Source organism: Pantanalinema rosaneae CENA516, assembly GCF_050753385.1.
GTDB classification, from domain to species: Bacteria; Cyanobacteriota; Cyanobacteriia; order Leptolyngbyales; family Leptolyngbyaceae; genus Pantanalinema; species Pantanalinema rosaneae.
In genome coordinates, this window is sequence record NZ_JBLZFZ010000018.1 from 1 (window position 1) to 22747 (window position 22747).

General features: G+C 47.7%; 27 protein-coding genes. 15 read left to right on the plus strand and 12 right to left on the minus strand.

The genetic code is table 11. The features are described from left to right. Positions 1-241 precede the first annotated feature (241 nt). The 10 genes from ACN4EK_RS12495 to ACN4EK_RS12540 all read left to right on the plus strand — a co-directional run bounded on the left by ACN4EK_RS12495 (position 242) and on the right by ACN4EK_RS12540 (position 5590). The gene (locus ACN4EK_RS12495; protein WP_431658224.1) at positions 242-463 is read left to right on the plus strand and encodes a hypothetical protein; all 222 of its coding nucleotides are present in this window, start codon (positions 242-244) and stop codon (positions 461-463) included. Further along, the gene (locus ACN4EK_RS12500; protein WP_431658225.1) at positions 441-698 is read left to right on the plus strand and encodes a ParE family toxin-like protein; all 258 of its coding nucleotides are present in this window, start codon (positions 441-443) and stop codon (positions 696-698) included. Before ACN4EK_RS12495 ends, ACN4EK_RS12500 begins: the two co-directional genes overlap by 23 nt. A 216-nt stretch (positions 699-914) precedes the next feature. Then, positions 915-1187, plus strand: coding sequence for a hypothetical protein (locus ACN4EK_RS12505; protein WP_431658226.1), 273 nt, complete (start codon positions 915-917; stop codon positions 1185-1187). Between the two features lie 152 nt (positions 1188-1339). Continuing rightward, complete coding sequence (locus tag ACN4EK_RS12510; RefSeq protein ID WP_431658227.1) at positions 1340-1555, plus strand: hypothetical protein; 216 nt, start codon at positions 1340-1342, stop codon at positions 1553-1555. A 414-nt stretch (positions 1556-1969) separates the two neighbouring features. Next, entirely contained in the window at positions 1970-2194 is a 225-nt protein-coding gene (locus tag ACN4EK_RS12515; protein WP_431658228.1) for a DUF433 domain-containing protein, read from the plus strand. Continuing rightward, entirely contained in the window at positions 2191-2523 is a 333-nt protein-coding gene (locus tag ACN4EK_RS12520; RefSeq protein WP_431658230.1) for a DUF5615 family PIN-like protein, read from the plus strand. The genes ACN4EK_RS12515 and ACN4EK_RS12520 overlap by 4 nt, the downstream gene beginning before the upstream one ends. Positions 2524-2797: 274 nt before the next feature. After that, a complete protein-coding gene (locus ACN4EK_RS12525; protein WP_431658231.1) occupies positions 2798-3856 on the plus strand; it encodes an anthranilate phosphoribosyltransferase family protein in 1059 nt (352 codons plus the stop codon). Positions 3857-3907: 51 nt separating this feature from the next. Further along, positions 3908-4384 carry a CYTH domain-containing protein gene (locus tag ACN4EK_RS12530; RefSeq protein ID WP_431658232.1) on the plus strand — a complete coding sequence of 159 codons (477 nt, stop codon included), beginning with the start codon at positions 3908-3910 and terminating at the stop codon, positions 4382-4384. Between the two features lie 42 nt (positions 4385-4426). Next, a complete protein-coding gene (locus tag ACN4EK_RS12535; protein ID WP_431658233.1) occupies positions 4427-4879 on the plus strand; it encodes a ribonuclease III domain-containing protein in 453 nt (150 codons plus the stop codon). Between the two features lie 108 nt (positions 4880-4987). Next, complete coding sequence (locus ACN4EK_RS12540) at positions 4988-5590, plus strand: hypothetical protein (protein ID WP_431658234.1); 603 nt, start codon at positions 4988-4990, stop codon at positions 5588-5590. A 711-nt stretch (positions 5591-6301) separates the two neighbouring features. Here the strand turns inward: ACN4EK_RS12540 and ACN4EK_RS12545 are convergent. Next, positions 6302-7213 carry a DMT family transporter gene (locus tag ACN4EK_RS12545; RefSeq protein WP_431658235.1) on the minus strand — a complete coding sequence of 304 codons (912 nt, stop codon included), beginning with the start codon at positions 7211-7213 and terminating at the stop codon, positions 6302-6304. Positions 7214-7419: 206 nt separating this feature from the next. Here ACN4EK_RS12545 and ACN4EK_RS12550 point away from each other — a divergent pair, with 206 nt between their 5' ends. Together ACN4EK_RS12550 and ACN4EK_RS12555 are read left to right on the plus strand one after the other, a co-directional pair. Further along, the gene (locus tag ACN4EK_RS12550) at positions 7420-7803 is read left to right on the plus strand and encodes an RpnC/YadD family protein (RefSeq protein WP_431658236.1); all 384 of its coding nucleotides are present in this window, start codon (positions 7420-7422) and stop codon (positions 7801-7803) included. A 33-nt stretch (positions 7804-7836) separates the two neighbouring features. Beyond that, complete coding sequence (locus ACN4EK_RS12555) at positions 7837-8331, plus strand: Rpn family recombination-promoting nuclease/putative transposase (RefSeq protein ID WP_431658237.1); 495 nt, start codon at positions 7837-7839, stop codon at positions 8329-8331. A 94-nt stretch (positions 8332-8425) separates the two neighbouring features. Here ACN4EK_RS12555 and ACN4EK_RS12560 read toward each other — a convergent pair whose 3' ends face one another. The 7 genes from ACN4EK_RS12560 to ACN4EK_RS12590 all read right to left on the minus strand — a co-directional run bounded on the left by ACN4EK_RS12560 (position 8426) and on the right by ACN4EK_RS12590 (position 13382). Then, complete coding sequence (locus ACN4EK_RS12560; protein ID WP_431658238.1) at positions 8426-9409, minus strand: carbohydrate kinase family protein; 984 nt, start codon at positions 9407-9409, stop codon at positions 8426-8428. Between the two features lie 50 nt (positions 9410-9459). Further along, positions 9460-9801 carry a KGK domain-containing protein gene (locus ACN4EK_RS12565; protein ID WP_431658239.1) on the minus strand — a complete coding sequence of 114 codons (342 nt, stop codon included), beginning with the start codon at positions 9799-9801 and terminating at the stop codon, positions 9460-9462. Positions 9802-10175: 374 nt separating this feature from the next. Further along, on the minus strand, positions 10176-10565 hold the full coding sequence (locus ACN4EK_RS12570; protein WP_431658240.1) for a type II toxin-antitoxin system VapC family toxin: 390 nt from the start codon (positions 10563-10565) through the stop codon (positions 10176-10178). After that, positions 10555-10764 (minus strand): hypothetical protein, encoded by a 210-nt coding sequence (locus ACN4EK_RS12575; RefSeq protein ID WP_431658241.1) that lies wholly within the window; start codon positions 10762-10764, stop codon positions 10555-10557. Before ACN4EK_RS12575 ends, ACN4EK_RS12570 begins: the two co-directional genes overlap by 11 nt. 141 nt (positions 10765-10905) lie before the next feature. Next, the gene (locus tag ACN4EK_RS12580; protein WP_431658242.1) at positions 10906-11535 is read right to left on the minus strand and encodes a hypothetical protein; all 630 of its coding nucleotides are present in this window, start codon (positions 11533-11535) and stop codon (positions 10906-10908) included. Between the two features lie 4 nt (positions 11536-11539). After that, positions 11540-11908, minus strand: a complete 369-nt coding sequence (locus ACN4EK_RS12585) for a hypothetical protein (RefSeq protein ID WP_431658243.1) — start codon at positions 11906-11908, stop codon at positions 11540-11542. A gap of 436 nt (positions 11909-12344) precedes the next feature. Next, a complete protein-coding gene (locus ACN4EK_RS12590; RefSeq protein WP_431655305.1) occupies positions 12345-13382 on the minus strand; it encodes an IS5 family transposase in 1038 nt (345 codons plus the stop codon). Between the two features lie 464 nt (positions 13383-13846). Between ACN4EK_RS12590 and dnaK the strand changes: the two genes are divergently transcribed. Next, positions 13847-15742, plus strand: a complete 1896-nt coding sequence (gene dnaK / locus ACN4EK_RS12595; RefSeq protein WP_431658244.1) for a molecular chaperone DnaK — start codon at positions 13847-13849, stop codon at positions 15740-15742. Between the two features lie 401 nt (positions 15743-16143). Continuing rightward, a complete protein-coding gene (locus ACN4EK_RS12600; RefSeq protein ID WP_431658245.1) occupies positions 16144-17148 on the plus strand; it encodes a branched-chain amino acid ABC transporter permease in 1005 nt (334 codons plus the stop codon). Positions 17149-17376: 228 nt separating this feature from the next. On the opposite strand, the gene ACN4EK_RS12605 is transcribed toward ACN4EK_RS12600, so the two are convergent. From ACN4EK_RS12605 to ACN4EK_RS12615, 3 genes are read right to left on the minus strand one after another with little or no spacing between them, the layout of a single operon-like run. Beyond that, a complete protein-coding gene (locus tag ACN4EK_RS12605; protein ID WP_431658246.1) occupies positions 17377-19236 on the minus strand; it encodes a CheR family methyltransferase in 1860 nt (619 codons plus the stop codon). Next, positions 19229-19855 carry a chemotaxis protein CheB gene (locus ACN4EK_RS12610; protein WP_431658247.1) on the minus strand — a complete coding sequence of 209 codons (627 nt, stop codon included), beginning with the start codon at positions 19853-19855 and terminating at the stop codon, positions 19229-19231. The genes ACN4EK_RS12605 and ACN4EK_RS12610 overlap by 8 nt, the downstream gene beginning before the upstream one ends. Before the next feature lie 6 nt (positions 19856-19861). Continuing rightward, positions 19862-20881, minus strand: a complete 1020-nt coding sequence (locus tag ACN4EK_RS12615) for a chemotaxis protein CheB (RefSeq protein WP_431658248.1) — start codon at positions 20879-20881, stop codon at positions 19862-19864. A 141-nt stretch (positions 20882-21022) separates the two neighbouring features. Here ACN4EK_RS12615 and ACN4EK_RS12620 point away from each other — a divergent pair, with 141 nt between their 5' ends. Further along, a complete protein-coding gene (locus ACN4EK_RS12620; protein WP_431658249.1) occupies positions 21023-21346 on the plus strand; it encodes a histidine kinase dimerization/phospho-acceptor domain-containing protein in 324 nt (107 codons plus the stop codon). Between the two features lie 69 nt (positions 21347-21415). Here ACN4EK_RS12620 and ACN4EK_RS12625 read toward each other — a convergent pair whose 3' ends face one another. Continuing rightward, positions 21416-22747: a PAS domain-containing sensor histidine kinase gene (locus ACN4EK_RS12625; protein WP_431658250.1), complete on the minus strand. Its 1332-nt coding sequence runs from the start codon at positions 22745-22747 to the stop codon at positions 21416-21418.

The window sequence follows — 22747 nt, forward strand, 5'->3', positions numbered from 1 at the left end:
CGTCTAATGGGTCCGACTTTTTGCAATCTCTACAACTTTTGTCCCGTACTTAGATAGAAAACACACAAATAGAAAGCAAACAGGCATTTTCTTAATTCAAATCGTTGCAAGCTAAAAGCGATCGCGGTGTCGTGTGGTGCGATCGGTCAAGCAATTATCATCTAATAGAGTGCCAACAGCACTGACCTCCAAGCCATAGTTAGCGATAAAATGGGCTAATCTGTAAATATGAAATTGTCATATGACTAATCGCCTAGAAGTCGAGTTAGCGATTAAGCAACTGCCAGAGAGTGAAATTCGCGCTCTGGCAAACTGGCTGCAAGAATATCTTGATGAAATGTGGGACAGACAGATTGAAGCAGATGTGGCAGCAGGGAAATTAGATCACCTGATTGCTAGAGCAGAGGCAGATATAGCGACCAACAACATCAGAGATTTAGATGAAGTCCTTCGCGACGGCTGATTTTTGGCAAGCATACGCTGAATTGTCACCTGACATGAAAGAGCAAGCGCGAAAAGCGTACAGGCTTTGGAAGGAAAACTCACTTCATCCCTCTCTACATTTCAAAAAAGTTGGTAAAAAACTTTGGTCTGCTCGGATCAGTGCTGGCTATCGAGCCTTAGCCTTAAAAGAAGGTGAAGATTATTACTGGTTCTGGATTGGTGAGCATGACGAATACGAAAGTTTTTTGAATTAGTGGATTTTTGGTAAACCAGCCAACAAGTCATTGGAGCAGTGATTGAGAATTTTTACATTTATGTTCTAGATCACACACCGATGCTCAATTTAGCCGTTAGCCTATTCTATTTTATGTAGGGCATTCGCTTGATCTCCTCCCTCCACTGTTGCGGAAATTGCCACCTTCATGGCTCAGGTAAAATGGAGAGGCAAGGCTGAAACCGAGGGAAAGCTTATGGTAGTTCGCCAACGACGTTACAGCAAAGAAGAGTTAGCTCGACGTGGGCAAGAACTCTATGAGTCTGGCATTCGGCAGCAAGTCGAAACAGGCAATCAGGGCAAAATTGTGGCGATCGACATTGAAACCGGAGAGTTTGAAGTCGATGAGACCCTTATGGGTGCAACTGAGCGGCTCTATGAACGCCAGCCTGATGCTCAACCTTGGACGCTTCGGGTTGGGCACAGCGCTGTCTATCATTTTGGTTCGAGGAGTTTGAAAAAGGATTAATGATTTATGGAGTTGTTAATTTCCGTTATGAATTAACGCTTCCCCTCATAGTCAGGAACTCAAATGGGCAACGAGAGTTTGTCAATACCGTAATTGACACCGGATTTGATGGATTCTTGTCTTTGCCCTCTGAAATAATTGTTCGTCTTGGATTGCCTTGGAGAACTTCCAATATAGCGACCCTGGGGGATGGTAGCAAAACGCTGCTTGACTTTTACACTGGAACCGTAATCTGGGATGGACAGTATCGCTCGATCGATATTGCCGAAGCCGAAACGGAACCCCTGCTAGGATTGGCAATACTTCGCGGATATCGATTGCAGGTCGATAATGTTGAGGGCGGTATCGTCAAGATTGAAGCGTTGTGATTGTGTACGAGGACGATCGGTGAGGTACGGTCTAACAACCTAATTGGAGCGGACTGAACAAGTTTAGTCGGTGTTACAGCAAAAGTTACTAACAGCCGTTCAATTGAAACGTTAACCTACTCTATTTCATGTAGGACGTTCTTCGCTTGATCTACTCCCTCCACTGTTGCAGAAATTGCCACATTCATGGCTCAGGTAAAATGAAGAGGCAAGGCTGCAACCGAGAAAAAGTCTATGGGAGTTCGCCAACGACGTTACAGCAAAGCAGCGATCTTTTGGTCATTTTGAAATCATTACCAGTGAGAACTTTAGCAGCAGTGGCTCAATACATTGCAGATAAGCTCTCACACTATTCTCGGTCTGTAGGCAGCAAAAGTTCCTATTATAATAAACAAAATTCTCTCATACCACTTTATGGACTACCAACACATCATCACGATTGAACCTGGAAAACGCAGCGGCAAGCCGTGTATTCGGGGAATGCGAATCACAGTGTACGATGTTTTGGAATATTTGGCAGGTGGAATGACCGAGGCAGAAATTCTTGAGGATTTTTCTGAACTTACTTCGGAAGACATCAAAGCTTGTCTAGCGTTTGCCGCCGATCGTGAGAAAAAGATATTTGTGGCATCGCTGTGAAGCTGCTATTGGATGAAAACCTATCAGACCGGATTATTCCCAGAATTGTCGATCTCTATCCGGATTCTGAGCATGTCAAGCCATTAGGACTGATCAATACGGATGATGTGGTGATCTGGGAATATGCAAAGATAAATGGATTTGTGCTTGTTTCCAAAGATTCTGACTTTCACCAGCGCAGTTTACTTTATGGTCATCCCCCTAAATTTATTTATCTTCGGATTGGCAATTGTCCAACATCGTTGATTATTCAAATTTTGATAAACAATTTTGACACAATTACTCAATTTGAAAGTAGTGAAACGGAAAGCCTTCTGGTGTTAATGTAGGGTGAATCTCTCAGGTTCCCTAGCCCTCCTGTCCTGTAACATTTAGTTCATCGAAACTGTTCCAGACAGCTTAGTTGAGGAGGTGCAGGCAAAAATTGAGCCATTGATCTTGTAATGAATGGTTTTAACTTGCTAACCAGAATCAAGGCTGGATGCGGGAGAAGCTAATGCGATCGCCCTGACTCTTGCGACCAACTGATGACCTTTTGCTGGTTCAACTCTGACGCAATAGCCTTTACAATGGCTTATTCCTAGCTCCTCGTCATTGTTATCTATGAGTCATGCCTTTCGAGAGCTGCTTCGCAAGATTGGGAGTGGCACCCATACCAGCGAGAGCTTAACCCGCCAGGAGTCTGCTGCTGCCATGCGGATGATGTTGCTTCAGGAAGCGACCCCCGCCCAAATTGGCGCATTTATGATTGCCCACCGAATTCGTCGCCCCACCAGTACCGAACTAGCCGGAATGCTGGATGCCTATGCGGAACTGGGACCGCAGTTAGCCCCGATCGCGGCTGATCATCCTGTGACTGTGTTTGGGGTTCCCTATGATGGGCGATCGCGAACGGCTCCCATCTTGCCCTTAACGGCGCTGATTCTGGCGACCGCCGGATGTCCAGTGTTGCTGCATGGGGGCGATCGGATGCCAACGAAAGAAGGCGATCCCTTAATCGATTACTGGAAAGGGCTGGGGGTTGATTGGTCGTTGCTGTCCTTGAGCCAAACTCAGGCGGTCTTAGAGACTACTGGCATTGGCTTTGTCTATCTACCGACCCATTTCCCCCAAGCTCACGGCTTAGTGCCCTACCGGGAGCAAATTGGTAAACGTCCCCCGTTAGCCACAATGGAACTGATGTGGTCGCCCTACGCGGGTGAAACCCATGTGGTCGCCGGATACGTCCATCCTCCCACCGAAGAACGATTTCGGGAGACGTTTGCTCACCGAGGGATCACGCAATTTACGACTGTGAAAGGGTTGGAAGGCAGTGGCGATCTACCCAGAGAACGCACTGGCATTATTGGGATGCAAGATCGCGATCGTGACTTTGAGCGCTTACACCTGCATCCTCGTGATTATGGGTTTGAAGGTACCAACGTGCCACTAGATACGACAGCAAATTTGGTGACAGCGATGCACACTGTATTACAGGGGGAACTCTCCGAACTCTGGCGATCGACCCTCTGGAATGGTGGCTTTTACCTGTGGCGACTAGGAGTTTGCTCCACGATCGCCGATGGCATCACCCATACCGAAACCCTGTTACAAACCGGACAAGTCCAACAAACCCTGCAAACCCTCCAACAAGCCATCACTCCCGCGATCGCCCATTCCTAATATCTTCCTTATCTTCCTCATCTCCCTTATCCTCCCCATCCCCAACCTCCCATGCCTACCGAAATCGAACGCAAATTCTTAGTCATCGGCGACGACTGGCGGCAACTAGCTCCTGGAGTGGTTTATTCGCAGGGATATATCGCTAAAACAGACGGACGAGTTGTGAGAGTTCGGATTGCCGGAGATCAGGGATACCTGACGATCAAAGGGGCAACCCAGGGAATTAGTCGGAGTGAATATGAGTACGTGATTCCGATCGAGGATGCCAGGGAACTGTTGCAAACGCTCTGCGATCGACCGTTAATCGAAAAAACGCGGTACAAAATTGTGCAATCCGGGTTGGTGTGGGAAGTGGATGAGTTTGCGGGCGACAATCAAGGCTTGATCATGGCAGAGGTGGAATTAAGCGATGCCAATCAGGCGATCGACCTGCCCAGTTGGATTGGTGAGGAAGTCTCTCATGATCCGCGTTACTATAACTCGAATTTGGTGAAGTATCCGTATTCGCAGTGGGGCGGTCAGGGGTGAGGGCGCTAGCGAAGATGGGGAGATGAGGGAGGTGGGGAAGTTATGTCTCAGGTGGTTGAAGAGAAGTTAGGGTATTACTTTTTTGATAAGCGGTTATTGAGTCGGGCGCTGACGCGGAAAGCTTATGCGTTGGAACAACCGCAATCCTGTGAACACCAGGAAGCCTATGTGATGTTGGGGAATGCGATCGTCACAATGGTTTTAACCGAATGCTTGGTGCGGGCAGGCTATCAAACTGAAGCGGAATTATTAGTCAAAAAACTGGAATTGGAACTGGAGCGAGAAACTGTTCTGAGCCAAGTGGGTATCGCGATCGGGTTGGGCTACTTGATCAAACTGAGTGCGGTGGAACGACAACAACGAATTGAAGAACAGCCCCAGGTTTTAGTAGATACATTGGAAGCGGCGATCGCGGCAATCTACTTTGATGGGGGCTTTATGGCAGCCAGACAAGCTGTACAACGGTTGTTTAGAACGGTGTTGCCAGAAGTTTGACAGTGAGACTAATCAGGATTGTTGCGCGATCGTTGCCTCAGTACAGGTGTTCAGATTTGGCGATTCCCGCGTATCCTTAGAATGACTGGACGTTGAGGAGCATTGGCAATGCGTTTGGGCAAAGTGGTCAAATCCAATTCTCACTGTGACTATATTGTGCAGTTGGATGATGCGATGGATTATGCCGAACCGCCCCAGCCCGATGATTATGGGTTTGGTAGCTTCGTCCGGTTAGACTCCGACGATCGCCATTGGGCGATCGGGATTGTTTACAACTCGCAACTGTTCAATCCCATGTTTTTGAATATGGGACCTCGCCTGTCTAGCGAACCCGATCCAGTCTTTACCCCCGATCTGATCACCGAAACCCGTACCTTGCTCTGGACAGTCTTGATCGGCATGTTGGAATGGGAGAACAACACCTTTTATGGAGTTCACGGCATTCCCAGAGTGGTGGTTCCCGTGAATACGCCGGTTTACACCATGACTCAGCAAGAGGTGTATCGGTTTCACTTGAATGCGGCTCAGAAACCCCAATTCTGTTATTACAGTCACTTACTACGCTGCGGAGGGACATTTGCCTCCCAACTGACCCAGCAGGTATTAACCGAATTAATTGATAGCAATTTGTTTAAAGGTGCAGATCAACGAGCATTGATGGTGTTGTGTAAGGAACTGTCGTGGAAGAACACGATGGCAGCAATGCGTTAAGTAATGACCCTTTAAAACAAAAAACCGACGGTCTCGAAAGAAACCGATCGGCCAGTCGTGTGTTCCCTGTTGATGACTCGGCTAAAGTTGAGTCTCCTCTAATATCCCGGTTTTTACTGATTGGGTGAGCGATCGAAATCAACTTATCCAGTGATTCTCATCACAAAATGAATTGGGTTTAAAACAAAAAACCGACGGTCTCGAAAGAAACCGATCGGCCAGTCGTGTGTTCCCTGTTGATGACTCGGCTAAAGTTGAGTCTCCTCTAATATCCCGGTTTTTACTGATTGGGTGAGCGATCGAAATCAACTTATCCAGTGATTCTCATCACAAAATGAATTGGGTTTAAAACAAAAAACCGACGGTCTCGAAAGAAACCGATCGGCCAGTCGTGTGTTCCCTGTTGATGACTCGGCTAAAGTTGAGTCTTCTTTATTAGACCAGTTATCTAAACTTGAGTGAGCGATCGCTATCAGACTACCCTGTGATTTTGATCACCATAGCTAAATCTCTTTAAAACAAAAAACCGACGGTCTCGAAGAAACCGATCGGCCAGTCGTGTGTTCCCTGTTGATGACTCGGCTAAAGTTGAGTCTTCTTTAGTATCCCGGTTAATGCAACTTTATGAAGCGATCGTGATCATACTTACGTGTGACGTTCATCACATTTATTTGTGATCCGATAGTATTTCTCAATCTTCCTCAATCGAACTTAGCGATTCACGGCAGCCAGTGCCACTCCTAGCAACATTACTCCCGCTCCCGCTAACACGGTTACTCCAGGGACTTCCCTAAATAGCCAGTAGCCCAAAATACTGGAAATGACGGGTTCAAATAAAATCACCAATGTCACCAGGGTCGGAGACACCCAGCGGACTGCCCAATTGAAGCTAGTATGCCCAACTAATTGCGGTAATAACGCCATCAGCACCATATAGCCATAGGTGAGAGTCGGATAGCCACGATAGGATGTACCCATCAGCAGCGGTAACGGCAGTAGGACGATCGCCGCCACTGTATACGCTACAGTTGCATAACCACCAATTCCCATGCCTTGCCGTTGGGCTTCCCGTCCGAACAGGAAATAAGCACTAGCCGCCCAGGCTCCCATTAATGCCAAACCATTACCTAGCCAGGGTTGACTACTAATCACCGTCGAAGATTCACTCCCTAAGCTGATCAGAATGCCGCCGGATAGAGCGATCGCAATGCCAGCCAGTGTTAAGCGTGAGGGAAGTTCTCGCCACCAGATCCAGGAGAACAGCGCCACCCAGATCGGATTCGTGGTGACAAGGGTAGTAGAAGCCGCGATCGAGGTGTAAGACAGTGAGGTAATCCAGGTCGCGAAGTGAATGGCTAAGGCAAGTCCAGCGGCAGCGGCAGCTTGGTAGGCGGCGATCGCGGGTGGGCGACGCTGAATCGATCGCCAGGTCGGTAGCAGTACGATCGAGGCAATCGTGAGGCGGGAAGCGGCTAACACCAAACTAAATCCGACTCCTTGGATAGCGGCGGCGGCGATCGCGAGTCGAATTAAAATGGCAGCTGTAGAAGCGGCAAGAATGCCAATCATTAGCACCAGCCCGATTTGCCAATGACTGGGTGCTTTAGAGGTAGGTTGACTCAATGTATGACGATATCTCCTCTATAACTCTGCTTTTATAAACACTGAAAAATTTCAAATGCAACTGTAGCTCAAATGGGTTGCAGAGTGAAATTGACCACAAAACCCATGGATGAGTTTTCCAGTTACTAGATTCCGGCAGGTACTAAAACGCTAGAACGGAAGAAAAATAGGTAGGATATTTGAACTACTTAGTTTGAATTCAGACTGTGGTTAAAAAAGCAGATATTGGTGGCAAACGGCTGATCGCTTTGGCTCCAAATGCCTGGGTGCAATGGGTAACTCAGCAAGACGATATTGTTGCCCAAGAAATCCTGGGATCAGAGTTTCAATGGATCAGTCGCGAAAACGATGTGCTGATGAAAGCTTATAGCCCTACGCAAGGCGAATTTTTGATCTTAAATGAGTTGCAATTACGCTATAACGACAAGCTACCATCCCGAATGCGAGCCTATGCCGGACTGGCAACCGAGAAGTATGGATTACCGACCTATCCTGTTTTAGTCAATATTTTGCCTCCGTCTACCACGGTGACAATTCGCGATCGCTTTGAATCTACTTTTCTGGGATTACAAGCACGGCAGGATTATTAGGTAATCAATTTATGGGAGGTCGATGCCGCGATCGTGTTTGAGCGATCATTAAGCGCCTTGCTACCGTTTGTTCCGGTCTTGAAAAATGGCGGCGAGTCAACTGTAGTGCAACAAGCCTTAAATCAATTACGGCAGGATGAGCAGTTGGTCGAATTGGAATCGTTGCTGGCATTTTTTGCTAGTTTTGTGTTGGAGAGCGAAGTCGTGCGGCAAATTATGAGGTGGGATATGGCAGTGTTGCGAGAGTCACCCTGGTATCAAGAGATTTTGCGCGAAGGCGAACGTCAGGGTGAGCAGAGAGGCAGACAAGAGGGCAGACAAGAGGGCAGACAAGAGGGTCGGCAAGAAGAAGGACGATCGCTCATCCTTAAACTTCTCACCCGCAGAATAGGCAGTCTTACACCAGAAATGCTGGTTCAGATTCAGGCTCTGTCTATTGAGCAACTTGAAGCCCTGGGGGAGGCATTATTAGATTTCACGCAGCCGGAAGAGTTGATGACTTGGTTAGCCAACCATCAAAGTTCATAGGACAAATCCCCTTTGCCATCAAAAACTGTCCCTTAAAAGTGACGACTGAGAGGCGATCGTGGAACCTAAGCAACATTGTCCAATAGCAATGGTTTTAGCTGGGTTGTTGTTGCAGATGCAGAAAGGCTTCGACTTCGGCGGCAGTTGGTTGAGCCGCGATCGCGCCGGGTCGGGTTGTGGTCAAGGCTCCTACGGCACTGGCATAAGTTACCATCCGGTTGGCAATCTCTGGATCAGATAGGTGTTGGACACCGAATTTACAGAGTTGATGCAAAAAGCCCGCGACAAAACTATCCCCGGCTCCAGTGGTATCTTCTACTTCCACTGGAAATACGGGAACCTTGCCATCATTGCCACTGAGGTAATAAGCGCAGCCTTTTTCCCCGGCGGTGACTAACACCCCTTCCACATGTTCTAAACGGTGGGCAATTACACTTGGATCGGTGGTGTCAAACAGCCATTCGGCTTCTTCATCTGACAGTTTGAGAAAATCTACCCGCTCGATTAAGTCGTGAATCATTTTGGGTGCGATCGTCGGATCTTGCCAGAAGACGGGTCGCCAATTGACATCCAGCAGAATTTTGACATAGTGTTCATCGGCTAATTGCAACGCTCGTTCGATCGCTTTTAGGCTATCGGGATACGCCATTTCTAATGTGCCTAACACCAGATATTCCGCCGATTCAAATAGGGTTGCGGGAATCTGATCGGCTTGCAAATGCGTGTCAGCAAATTCTGTGGTTTGATAGTCACCAAACCCGGCAAAACTACGATCGTTGGTCAGCGATCGCACGACATAAACCCCCCGTGTGGGAGCCGTAGCATGGCGCTGAATCCCTGTCTCATCCACACCAATGTCGTGCAACAATTGCACTAGCGATTCGCCTAAGTGATCCTGTCCGACACAACCAATAAAGCCACTGGATGTGCCTAACTTAACTAATGCCGTCGCCACATTCGCCGGAGCGCCTCCCGGATAGGGAGTCCAGGATTTCACCTGATCTAATGGCAACCCTGGTTGGTCGGCCAGGAAGTCATACAGAATTTCACCAAGACAGAGAATGCGGGGATGGCTCACAGTTCGTTTTGCGGGAATAAGTGCTGTTAGCCATGCTACTACGAGCCTCGTCAGCGATCGCAGTCCTCGGGTTCATCCGGACAGAATTCTAATTGAATTTTTAGCTTTAGTCGCCCTGGTTGAGCGACGGGAATATCGGGCTGTAATACATCACAGGCAATCCCCTGCTGAAACCATGCGGGAGAATCGACCCGGCTCCATTGCCCCTCTGGTGTATATCTGCCCAAATCAATTTCAATCTCTTGAGCCTGCAATTCTGTCATCATCGCTTCTGCCATCTGGCTGTTGGCTAGATCCAGGGCATAGCGGAGTTCACTCATTTTCAAGGTCACATTTTTAAACACAAGAATAGCCTGATCACTCAAGCCTACCAGAGCGTTTTGAAAGCGCATTGGAAAACTCCTAATGTGATTTTTATCACTCTCTATGAGAAGAAGAGTGGTCAAAATTCAGACAAATTGGATTCAGCAAATTCTGCGATCGCGAGTAGCCGTGTGTAATACAGTCGCTAGATTTAAGAGCGGCTCTCCTACTTCCCATCATGCACAATTATGAGAGGGAGTGTAGTAAATATTACAATTCCTTGATATTGTCTTTTCTCACACCAAAATCGAGCAAACCGAAGTCGAACCTGACTCCAGATTCGCCAACCGCATCGCTGCTCCGTTATTTTGGCGAATGCGATCGCTGCCCGCCTCTACCCCAGGCTAAATTCTGCTGTTAATTATTTGGCAATGCTCAAACGTCTACGTTGTGTTAAACCAAGCTACCAACGTTCCAGAATTAACCCGTCCACGTAACTAAAATCCTGATCATCTGTTACCAGCACCCAACCCTGTTCTATGCACTGGGCAGCAATCCATACATCGTTCATGGGGATTGGTCGTCCCTTCTGCTTCAAGGCTAGTCGGGTTTGAGCATAGATTGTTGCTGTATCTCTTCCCAATGGGATAACGACACAAGCTGATACAAATTCTAGGTAACGAGGCAAATTTTGGAGTGGACGGGTGGAATTTTCTGCCCCAAACAGCAACTCCCCCACAACTACGATTGGTAAAACTATTTCCGGTACTGCCAATACCTTTGTAGTGACGGCTGTATCTCCATTCAAAAAGCGAATCGCTACAGAAGTATCTAGGGCAATCTCACCACTCATCGACATCTACCTGCCGACATTCTGCTGCAATGACTTGCTGGAGTTCTTCCGCCTCCGAGTTACTTAAAATTCCAGCAAACTTTGCCAGAGGATGAGTCTCGCGAACTGCCTTGACTCGATGTAAAAAGTCCAGCAGCGTTTGGACTACTTCATCAGGAGCCTGTTCAAGTTCCTGCATCAATTGCTCACGATTTGTCATGCAAGTAAGCTTTCTGACAGACTAAAGTTATCTAATCCTAGTATATCCAAATCCCAAACAGCTAATAACTTTTGCTGCTCTAAAAACTAGAAGAGTCTGAGTTATAGAGAATATGCTTCCACAACTACGATCAAAAGCAAGTTAATGTACGTTGGGGCTAAACCAAATCTCGAAATGCTTTTGATTGGCTTTACTAGTTTTCGTTAATTGTGAAACTACTTGACCTTGAATCCCTGAAGTTTGAAGAGTTTTGACTAGGTTATCTGCAATCTCCTTATCTTGTGGTCTAAAATAACGCACTTGTGTTCTATTACTCGGTCCTGTATTAACCTGATCTAACCCTGGAACAATGAAACCTTCTTTAGTCAAAGTGTTGGAAAGGCTTTGCGCTATCTTTTTCTGTGATTGATCACGAATCTGAATATAAACTAAAGGAGCTTTCTTCGCTATACTGGGATTTGCTGCATAAGCACTTTGAACAATCGGTTGAGGGATTTCAGCAATTAGGGCTTTTTGAGCAGCAATCAGTTGTTCTAACTGTATTTCTTGCTGTTCAAGCTGCGTTATTTGCTTTCTTTTATCTTGGATCTTGTTCTCTAAATCATGCAAGTTGCCCTGGGCTGTGAGAATCAGAGAAGCTGTTAAAGCTAAGTACAGAACTGCGGCAACAGTAGGAATAGTAATTGCGATGATGGTGCGCTTACGTGCTCTTATTTGGCTTTCTTCAGACCGTTCAATAAGAGAATTGATTTCATCTTGTGAAAAAGACATAGGCTTAGTTGGATACAGTTTTTTCAATCAGTTTTAGCAGACCTTCTTTAATTTTTTGCTGCTCATCTAGGCTAAGGGCAGTGTCACTTTTTTGGATCTCTTGGAGTAATGGTCGCGTAGCTTCTAGATTTCTAGCTCTTTCTCGACGATCCAAAATCTCCTTGGCAGGGGTATAGCCTAAACCGCTAAATATACTCCCGCCCAAAAGCCCTGCCAACTTATCAAAGGGTACACCTTGGAAAAGGATAGGTAAGCCTAGTAAAGCCAATACCGCAAGTATGACGTAAATCGTTGTGGCAACAGCCATTTCTTGCGCTGCTTTATACTGGTTTTTGATCAACTGCTCAAGAAAAACTTCATTTGTTTGTGTCATAAATTGAGCCAGCTTTCACTAATAAATTAAGAAACTTTATCCTAGCTAAACACCTGTCTGAACACTGCAATATTCTTCAATCTGAAATTGAAATGAATATCACAGGCATATAACTCAGTGTTGCAAACACTAAGCCTTGAGTATAGACAAGCTAAACATTGATGTAATTACAAAACTATCAATGCAATGTGCTAGAAATTAATAGCCTAACTAGTTAACTATTAGGCTCTACTCAATAGTAGCCTTGGCAAAAAGATGATCTAGCAAATTTTCATATATCTTCAGAAAAGAATTACCCTAGGGAACCTCGATTAATTGAGGTTTTACAAATTTCAAGTCTCATTCCAGTCTCAAAGTCGATTATCAGTCCTCTATGCCGTCAAATCTGCTGTGGATTCTCCGCTCCACTTGCTGCCATGCCGGATGTTGGATAGATCTATCCGTCAGCTTCAACCGGGCGTGTTTGCCAGAAGACCAAACGCAGGAAGTTGTAAGTCAAATTCTTCAACCCTAACTGCACCTTAGCCCGCTCCAGTCCAATCGAGCGTACCAGTTTGCCACCCATTTGCATCACCCAAGCCCCAAAGACATGCTCGACCTTGGCCCGGGTTTGAGAGCGCTCTCGGTTGGCGGCTTTTTGTTCCTCGCTTAAGGGGCGATTGCGATAGGCGCGTTCATGGATGTGACTGATGAAGGTTAAGACCACGAGCAACCCTTCGAGGGCGACGGAACGATAGGCACTGTCCGCCCACACCTCATCGCCTTCATTGTCAGCATCGAGCACTGCCGTGAAGGCTTGACTATCGTGCACGGCGGCATCGGTCACGGCATAGCGACGAATAAAGCCATGGTTGGCATCAATACTCAGGTGATCCTTATAGCCGAAGTAACTCTTGCCGTTTTTCTTCGTCCAGGTCGCATCGCCATCTTTTTGTGCCCCCTGATGCGGATTCTCTTGCCATTGGGGTGGCCTTTTTCCAGCCTCCAGATGGGCTTTTTCATCCTGGTCAAAGTGCTGTTTTGGCACCGGGATCAAGGTCGCATCAATAATTTGCCCCCCTTGGGCTTGATAGCCTTGCGCGCTTAAGTATTCTCCAAAGGACTCAAACAACGGCTCTACTAATTGATGCGCTTGCAACTGCTGACGAAATAACCACACTGTGGTCGCATCCGGCACCGAATCTTCAATTCCTAACCCCAAAAATCGCATGAACGAGAGTCGGTCTTTGACTTGATATTCCAACGCTTCGTCACTGATGTTGTACAACTGCTGTAACACTAACAGCTTAAACATCAAAATCACATCCATAGGCTTGCGTCCAGCGTTGCTTTTGCGCGGTTTGTCATGGATCACGGCAAGTTGTGCCCGAAACGATTCCCACGGAATTAACCGGTCTAAATCTTCTAAAGTGCTTTTCTTGGCGGCTAATTCTTGCTGGCGCTGTTCTAAATCCCAGAACCCTTGTTGTCCCATTGCTGTCCTTGGATGGCCTGACTGCTGCTATCTTATCTCTCTGATCTCAGAATGAGACATCCTTTTTTCGATTTTTCGAGGTGCCCCCTAAAAATTTAGTGTCAGGTATACCCTTTGGGATTTATTGCGATTAATTCCTTATGTACTTCAGCTATGCCATTGATTTGGAAATTGAGTAACTAATACCTGAATAGTCACGATTACCAAATATAGAAGTAACTTTGTCTACAGGCTTATTGAGATTAATTCTGTCATACTGCGCTACCGAGTCGTTTCAATAGGGCAATTAAGATCTGAGTGAGATCGCCAGTCCCAGATCCAACTATTCAGTCATTCCTCTGGTACGGCAATTACCCGTGGGAGGGGGTGTGCTAGCCGAACCCTGGATCTCTTCGCTACTCGTTACCGTGGACACATACAGAAATTATTCATGTCCCTTGGCGAGAGTGAGAGGTTAAACGCAGATGGCTAAAGTGGTTGGCATTGACTTAGGTACAACGAACTCCTGTGTGGCGGTGATGGAAGGTGGTCAGCCTGTGGTGATTGCGAATGCGGAAGGCACGAGAACGACTCCTTCTGTGGTGGCGTATGCCAAAAACGGCGATCGCCTGGTGGGACAAATTGCCAAGCGGCAGGGAGTGATGAACCCTGAGAACACCTACTATTCGGTGAAGCGCTTTATTGGGCGCAAATATGATGAAGTAGGACAGGAATCGAAGCAAGTTGCCTATAAAGTGGTGCGGGATGGTAGTAGCGTCAAGCTAGAGTCTCCGGCGCAGGGTAAGCAGTTTGCCCCAGAAGAAATCTCGGCTCAGGTGTTGCGGAAGCTGGTGGATGATGCCAGCAAGTATCTGGGTGAGAAAGTCACACAAGCGGTGATCACGGTTCCGGCGTACTTTAATGATTCCCAACGGCAAGCGACGAAGGATGCGGGAAAGGTTGCCGGGATTGAAGTGTTGCGGATTGTCAACGAACCGACGGCGGCAGCACTGGCGTATGGGTTAGACAAGCAAGACGATGAAACCATCCTGGTGTTTGACTTAGGCGGTGGAACCTTCGACGTTTCCTTACTGGAAGTGGGCGATGGCATTGTGGAAGTGAAATCCACGAGTGGGGATACTCACTTAGGGGGTGATGACTTTGACAAGAAGATTGTCGATTGGATTGCGGCGGAATTCCAACGCAATGAAGGCGTTGATCTACGCAAAGATAAGCAAGCCTTACAACGGTTAACGGAAGCGGCTGAGAAAGCCAAGATTGAGTTATCGAATTCAACCCAAACGACAATTAACTTGCCCTTTATTACGGCAACGCAAGATGGGCCGAAGCACGTTGATTTAACCCTGACCCGATCGCAGTTTGAGCAAATGTGTGCAGACCTGCTCGATCGCTGTCGAATTCCAGTGGAACAGGCATTACGGGATGCCAAGATGACCGCTAAAGATATTGATGAAGTGGTGTTAGTCGGTGGTTCCACACGAATTCCGGCGGTACAAAATCTGGTGCGGCAACTGACCCATAAAGATCCCAACATGACCGTGAACCCGGATGAAGTGGTGGCGGTTGGAGCCGCCGTCCAAGCCGGGGTATTGTCCGGTGATGTCACGGGTATGGTGTTGCTGGATGTGACCCCGCTCTCCCTGGGTGTGGAAACAATGGGTGGAGTGATGACTCGGATTATTCCGCGTAATACTACCATTCCAGTCCGCAAGTCAGAAGTGTTCTCGACGGCTGCCGATGGGCAGAGCAATGTGGAGATCCATGTGCTGCAAGGGGAACGGGAAATGGCAGGCGATAACAAGAGCCTGGGAACCTTCCGGTTGGATGGCATTCCTGCCGCACCACGGGGCATTCCCCAAATCGAAGTCACCTTTGATTTGGATGCGAACGGGATTCTCTCGGTGTCGGCGAAGGACAAAGGCACAGGGAAAGAGCAATCGATTACCATTACGGGTGCTTCGACGCTGGATGATGCCGAAGTCGATCGCATGGTGAAGGATGCTGAACGCAATGCTGAAGCCGATCGTCAACGGCGCGAACAAATCGATACCAAGAATACGGCGGATTCCCTGGTCTACCAGACTGAGAAGCAACTGCAAGATCTGAATGGGCAAGTGCCGGTTGCCGATAAGGAGCGGGTGCAAGCCTTAGTTAAGGATCTGCGGGAAGCCATTACTGCCGAGAACTACGATCGCATGAAGTCGCTCAGTGCCGAACTGCAACAAGCCATGATGCAAGTGGGGCAGGCGATCTATGCCAATGCCAACAATGGCAATGGTTCTAGTGATGCCAATGGCGCGACGGGTTCTCCAGGCGATCAGGATGATGTATTGGATGCAGACTTTGTAGAGTCGCGTTAATCCTCAGTTGGGGTGGGTCTTGAGATGAACTTGATCTCGCTAAACCTGCCCTGACGATCGCCCTAAGGGATGAGAATTAAATCAGTTCGAGATTTGGTAGGGGCGTGGCATTCGGGCAGAATTCTCTGTTAGTGCGTTCAGCACCGATGCCGAATGCTACGCCCGTACAGGGAATATAGCAGACATTATTTAATCCATCATCCTAAGTTGAATTGAAATCAGTGCAATTGATTGTCCTCCTGGTTTTTCTGGATTACAGAACGGCTAGGGGGATTTTTTCTGTCGCGATCGCTATAGACTATGGAGGAATGTCACTGACATAAATTAATTCTTGCCAAGCTAGCCCCCTAAATCCCCCTTTCTACGATGCCGCAGGCTATATTCTGGGGGACTTTGAAAGTTTGGCTCCCCCAGAATTGGGGGTTGGGGGGCAAATTAAACGCTATTTATCCCCCATGACTTTGACGCTATTTCTGCAAAACGTCCTCAACGGTTTATCGATCGGCAGTGTCTACGCCATTTTTGCCCTGGGCTATACGTTGATCTTTTCGATTCTGGGCATCATTAACTTCGCGCATGGAGCCGTATTTACCCTGGGAGCCTATTTCACCTATTTCTTGATGGGGGGTAGTACCGGATTTAATGGGTTGCTGGCGAATGCCCAATTACCGATTAATTTACCGTTTTGGTTAGCAGCGATCGTCAGTGGCGGGTTAGCCGGATTAGTCGGAGTCGCGATCGAGCGGTTGGCGTTTCGTCCGTTGCGGCGGAAGCGGTCTGATCCATTACTGACGGTCGTGTCCAGTTTGGGCGTGGCGCTAGTGATCGTCAATTTGATTCAATATCTAGTCGGTGCAGAGAACTACACGTTTCCGGCGGATACCTACGGTAGTTTGCCAGCGGCGATCAACTTTGGCACAGCCGATAATCCGATTCCGATTCGGACGGTGCAGATTGTCATCTTTGCGGTGTCGGTGGTGATTTTAACTATTCTTACCTATTTGATTAATGCCACTAAATACGGCAAGGCGATGCGGGCAGTAGCGGAGGATGCGACCACCGCCAGTTTGTTAGGCATTAACCCCGATCGCTTTATTGTCATCACCTTTTTTGTTAGCAGTTTTCTCGCCGGATTAGCCGGAACATTAGTCGGTTCCAGTGTCAGTATTGCGGGCCCTTATTTTGGCATTGGGTTTGGCTTAAAGGGATTGGCGGTGATTGTGTTAGGGGGACTCGGGAGCATTCCTGGAGCGGTAGTGGGAGGCTTACTGATTGGCTTGGTTGAAGCCTTTGTGCCAGGGGAATATTCCGCTTATAAAGATGCGATCGCCTTTGGTTTACTATTTGCCATTCTGTTGATTAGACCGCAGGGATTATTAGGGCGATCGTTTGTCCAGAAGGTTTAATTAAGTGCTTCTGCAAGAGCTAATCATACAAAGATAGTTGGTAGTTAGTTAGTTCTTTAAGCCCCCTAAATCCCCTTTTCTATGATGCCGTCAGGCTGTATTCTGGGGGACTTTGAACCCTGAATTCCCCCCAGAATTTGGGGGCTAGGGGGGCTAAATGCAGGATCTTGAGGTGGTTAAAATGATGTGTATACACAGTAGCTAGAATTGGGGAGATAGGCAGCAACCTTATTCGGCATGATTGCGTTCTTCCATCAGCAAGATTACCCCTTGAGTTTGCCCCTGGCTACCTATTAACGGCGTACAGGTGACACGGCAGGAAAAATTACGGCCGCGCCGGTTAATGGCTTCCAGCGTGACCTCGGACACTTCATCGGGTAGACCAGATAAACAAAGGCGGATTGGTTGCCGGAGTTGCTCCACAGGCAATCCAATATCCAAATTCAGAAAGTTCTGCTCTAAGGCTTCTTCACTGCGTAAGCCCCAGAAATCTTCAGATTTGTAGTTCCAGATCTGAACTCGCAGATCGCGATCGACGACAACAACCCCCCCTTTCAGGCTAGTGAGAATAGACTCTAAAAAAGAATTACTTTGATTCAGTTCTTCTGTACTGCGTTGCAATTCATCATTCACTGTCTGTAACTCTTCGTTGGTGGATTGCAATTCCTCATTCATCGTTTCCAATTCTTCATTGGTAGATTGCAATTCCTCATTGGTTGTTTCTAACTCTTCATTACTGGATTGCAATTCCTCATTGGTTGTTTCTAACTCTTCATTCGTGGATTGCAACTCCTCATACGCCATTTCTAACTCTTGATTGGAGTGTTCCAGTTCTTCCTGGAGGCGCTTGTAGCGGGTGACATCAATAAAATTAATGCTAACCCCCAGAATGTGATTATTGTTGTCGATTAACGGAGTCACTTGCACATCCAGGTAAACCACGTCATTTTGAGGGGTGCGCCATTCAATATCGCGTAAACTCACCGATCGCCGATCGACATAGGTTTGCTCCATACAAGAACGTAGTTCGACGGGACGGTAGGAGATTTCTAGATCTTGAAATAACCGACCGATATCCCCAGGATGGAGGTTGAATAAAAACCGTGCCCGTTCATTCACTAATGCCAGTGCGCCATTGGCATCAATCACAATCCGAGCCATGGGACCGCTATCAAAGGCAGCTTCGCGTAACCGGACATGGTTAGATAGATGGTTCACGGTTTCATTATGCCCGGATTGAGTAATCACGAGTAACCGATCGCGCAGATTCAGCTTTTGAACTTTCGTAAAAATGCGGCACTTAAGCTGCACTGGGGTAAAGGTATTGGTATGCGTGAGTAGCATTTCTGCCTTACCGAGAAACAAAAAACCACCATCCCGTAACGCGAAGTGAAAGCGAGACAGAATGCGACTTTGAGTTTCGGCATTGAAATACATTAAGGTGTTGCGACAAACCAAGAGATCGATGCGAGAGATCGGGGCATCCTGGATTAAATCGTGTCGCCCAAAAATTACCGATCGCCGCAGGTCTTTGCGAAAGACATAACGGTCGTCCACTGGTTCAAAAAATTGCTCTAGTTGTTGCGGAGACAACCCACCCACATCTCGTGTCCAATAGGTCGCCTGACGGGCTTGATTCAGCGCTTCTTCATCCATGTCTGTGGCATAGATTTTCACTCGTTCACGGAATTGCTCTACCCCAATAATTTCCGCCAGCATAATCGCGATCGTGTAGGCTTCCTCACCCGAAGCACAGCCCGCACTCCAGACCCGAATTGGCTCACCAGGCTGCTTATAGTCAATAATCCGAGGCATGACTTCACTGGCGATATAGTCCCAGGCGGAGCGATCGCGAAAGAACGAAGTTACATTAATTAATAACGTATTAAATAGAAAATTGAATTCTTCGGGATGGACTTCCAGATAATCCTGATAGTTACTGTAGCCTTCGATATTCACCGTTTGCATCCGCTTAGCCACCCGACGCATCAGGCTAGAGCGTTTGTATCCCGTAAAATCAAACCCCCGGCTCCGCTTCACATAGTCTAATAATGCTTCAAACTCAGGATTTTCGTTCGTATTAGCCACCCGTTTGTCCGTCCTTACACACTAACTTGACTAACATGGGGGCAATGGTTGCCAGAGGCAAGACAAAATCAACCGCTAAGGTGTGAATTGCTGCCTGGGGCATCGCAAAAAATTCTGCCGTGGTGCGATCCTGAGCGATCGTCACCCCTCCCTGTTGCTTAATCCGTTGAATCCCCATCGCTCCATCTTGCCCCCTACCCGTTAGCACAACCGCGATCGCTCGCTGCCCAAAACTCTGGGCGACAGACTCAAACAGCACATCCGCCGAGGGACGAGCAAAGTTAACCCGCTGCGTTTGCGCTAACGTTATTATGCCTGACGAATCGATCAGGAGATGATGATCAGGCGGCGCGACATACACCGTCCCTGCCTGTAATCGATCGTCCGCTACGGCTTGTTTGACGTGTAACCGAGTGTGACGGTTGAGAATATCTGCTAACAATGCAGGGCTGTGAGGGGATACATGTTGGACGATCGCGATCGCGGCAGGAAAGTCTCCGGGTAAGTCTGTGAGAATCGCTTCTAAGGCATGAAGTCCACCCGCCGAAGTCGCGATCGCCACTACATCGAAGGCTGCATTGACGAATAGAAAAGATGCCGCAGAATCTGCCCTTATCATGTTTGATCATTCATCAGTGTTAGCAGAATTTGCTGGGGGTTGAGACGCTTCCTGTTGCAAAATCATTTGCCGCAATAATGCGGCATGTTGCTCGGCTTCCTGGGCACGTACCAAAAATTGGGCTTCTGAGGCAGAGCGGTTGCTTTGCTGAGCCTGGACTGCCATGCGTCGAGCCAGGGCGGCTTTTTCTTCCAGCGCCCGATTGGCTGACCACAAGGCGCGTTCGACTTCATCTGCCTGCTCGGCTGCCATACTTTCGATCGAGTAAGCGTGACCGACATGACAGCGAAACCGGACTAAATTTCCGTCCCGTAATTCCCACAATACTCCGCCGCAGTCTGGGCAGGTAAAGGGAGAAGGATTTCCCGGATGCTCTCCCCGTTCCCGCGCGGCTTTATCGTGTGCCACAATTATCTCTTCACGGTCTAACGGCTCAGACACAGAACGATTCTCCTTGATGGGGTCATGGATTAACTGACTTAAACAGGATGCTAAGTTCGATAACTTGACAATGTGATCAACGGCAACATATTTCAGCGCACTGCGAGGCATGCCATCAAACAGCGCATCGTCTGGATCTTGAACGATCGCCAGTCCTCCTTGACTTTTAATCGTTAATAACCCTGCCGTCCCGTCATCCAGGGTTCCAGTCAGGATCACGCCAATCACCCGTGACCCATAAGCGCGGGCGGCAGATCGAAAGGTCGTGTCGATCGCCGGACGGTGTCCATGTTCCCGAGGACCTTGATTCAACCGGATATAACCGGGACGAATGAGGAGATGGTAGTTGGGGGGGGCAATATAAATCTGCCTCAGTTCAATCACAGTCTGATCACTGGGATGAAAGGCGGGTAACTTGCCTGCCCGACTGAGGATCTTGGGCAATACACTGACACTAAATGCTGGAAAATGTAGAACAATAAACAGTGCGGCGGGAAAATTAGCCGGGAGTTGTTTGACGAACTGGGTGAGTGCCTCTACGCCGCCAGCAGAAGCGCCAATGACAATAATGTCACGATTAGCCATAGCTCTCCTCGGGTGACAGTAGGCTTGCCAACGCTTGGCAATTAAGCTGTTTATACCAGATTCGTTACAGGTTTCCCTACTATTCTAGAAATAGATTTCTGTAATAGAAGGATTTTAACTGGCTATATGAGGTAGCAAAAGTTGGTACGGGATCACACTGTAATTAGTAAAGCCAGGATTACGCGATCGCAAAAGTTAGGAAGTCAGCGATCGCCACGCATTACTACCACCTCTCTTCAGCCGTCTTACCTGAGCCAGCTCAAAACTGATTTTGTCACTAGAGTCAATCATGAATTCCGCACTCCGTTGACAGTGATTTCAACCGCTACAGAACTACTGAAGCTTTACCATCCCCAACTATCAGACCAAAAACGCCAGCAGTATTTTCAGCAGATCCAGGCGGCGATCGCTCAGTTAATTCATTTATTAGAAACCGCTTTAGCGCATGTTGAAGACGATCTATAACTTAAGGGGAATTGAAACAGAGATCAGGATTCAGTCCTGCCAAATCCTCTTTAACTCCTCTTGATCCCACTAAGGTTGTACCCAGCGTGGGATTTCAATTCGGAACGTTGTTCCTTGACCGAGTTGGCTTTCAACGGAAATGCTACCTTGCATCAGTTCCACTAACGCTTTAGAAATAGCTAACCCTAAGCCAGTCCCCCCATGTTTGCGGGTGGTAGACTGATTCACCTGCCAAAATTTTTGAAAAATCTGCTCTTGATCGGCGGGGGCAATGCCAATTCCCGTATCACTAACGGTAATTGCCAGTCGTCCTTCTGGTAGCTCTAAAAGCTCAATTTGAATACTACCTATCTCGGTGAATTTAATCGCATTTGATAACAGGTTAATTAAGACTTGCTGCATCCGCAAGCGATCGTTCACTACCGATATTTCCGGCTCTGGCAACTGTAAGTTAAGGATTAACGCTTTTTGTTCTGCCAGCGATCGTAAATCGTCTACCGTACTCGAAATTAATTCGGCTAGATTAAAAGGTTCTAAGCGCAGTTCTAACTGTTCAGCCTGAATCTTAGAAACGTCTAGTAGATCTTCAATTAACGTGAGCAAATGTTTGCCATTACGAAAAATTCGCTCAATCATCCCGGCATATTGCAGATCTTGCTGATGGTGAAAGCGACGCAGTAATACCTCCGAAAATCCCAGAATGGCATTCATCGGAGTCCGCAACTCATGGGATATCATTGCCAAAAATTGATTCTTTAAGCGATCGGCTTCCTGTAACTCCAGGTTTTGCAGTTGCACTTGTCGGAGGCATTCCTCTGTATGCTTCCGGGCAGAGATATCCCGAACTAACCACCGCAGCGCGATCGCCTGCTGATGATGATTCCACACGGTTTCGACGGTTAAGGCGGCAGTAAAGGGTTTGCTCTCTCGACCGCATAACTGCACTTCCCAATCCTGAACTCGATGGATAATCGGAAGTTGGTTGAGTGACTGCCGGAACGATCGCCGCTGTTCTTCTGCCACAAAACTGACGATCGGCTTGCGGAGCAAATGCCGTTGCTGAATATTTAACAGAGCGGCGGCAACTCGATTCGCTTCTTGGATGTTACCACTGCAATCGGTGACTAAGTAGCCATCGGGAGCAAACTCGAATAGCTCCTGATAGCGTTGCCGCTCTATATCTGCCAACTGTTGGGTAACTTGAAGTTTCTCATTTTGTTGGCGGAGTTCCTCTTCGGCAATGCGTAACTCTTCCAACGCAACTTGTAATTCTTCCAGGCAAGTAATTACAATCTGAGGCTGTTTCCAGGGGATTTCCCTGACCGTTTGGTATAACTCGCTAGTCTGGTTTTCTACAGCCTTTATGCGTTTTTTAAATACATCTTCCTCTTGTATACTCAT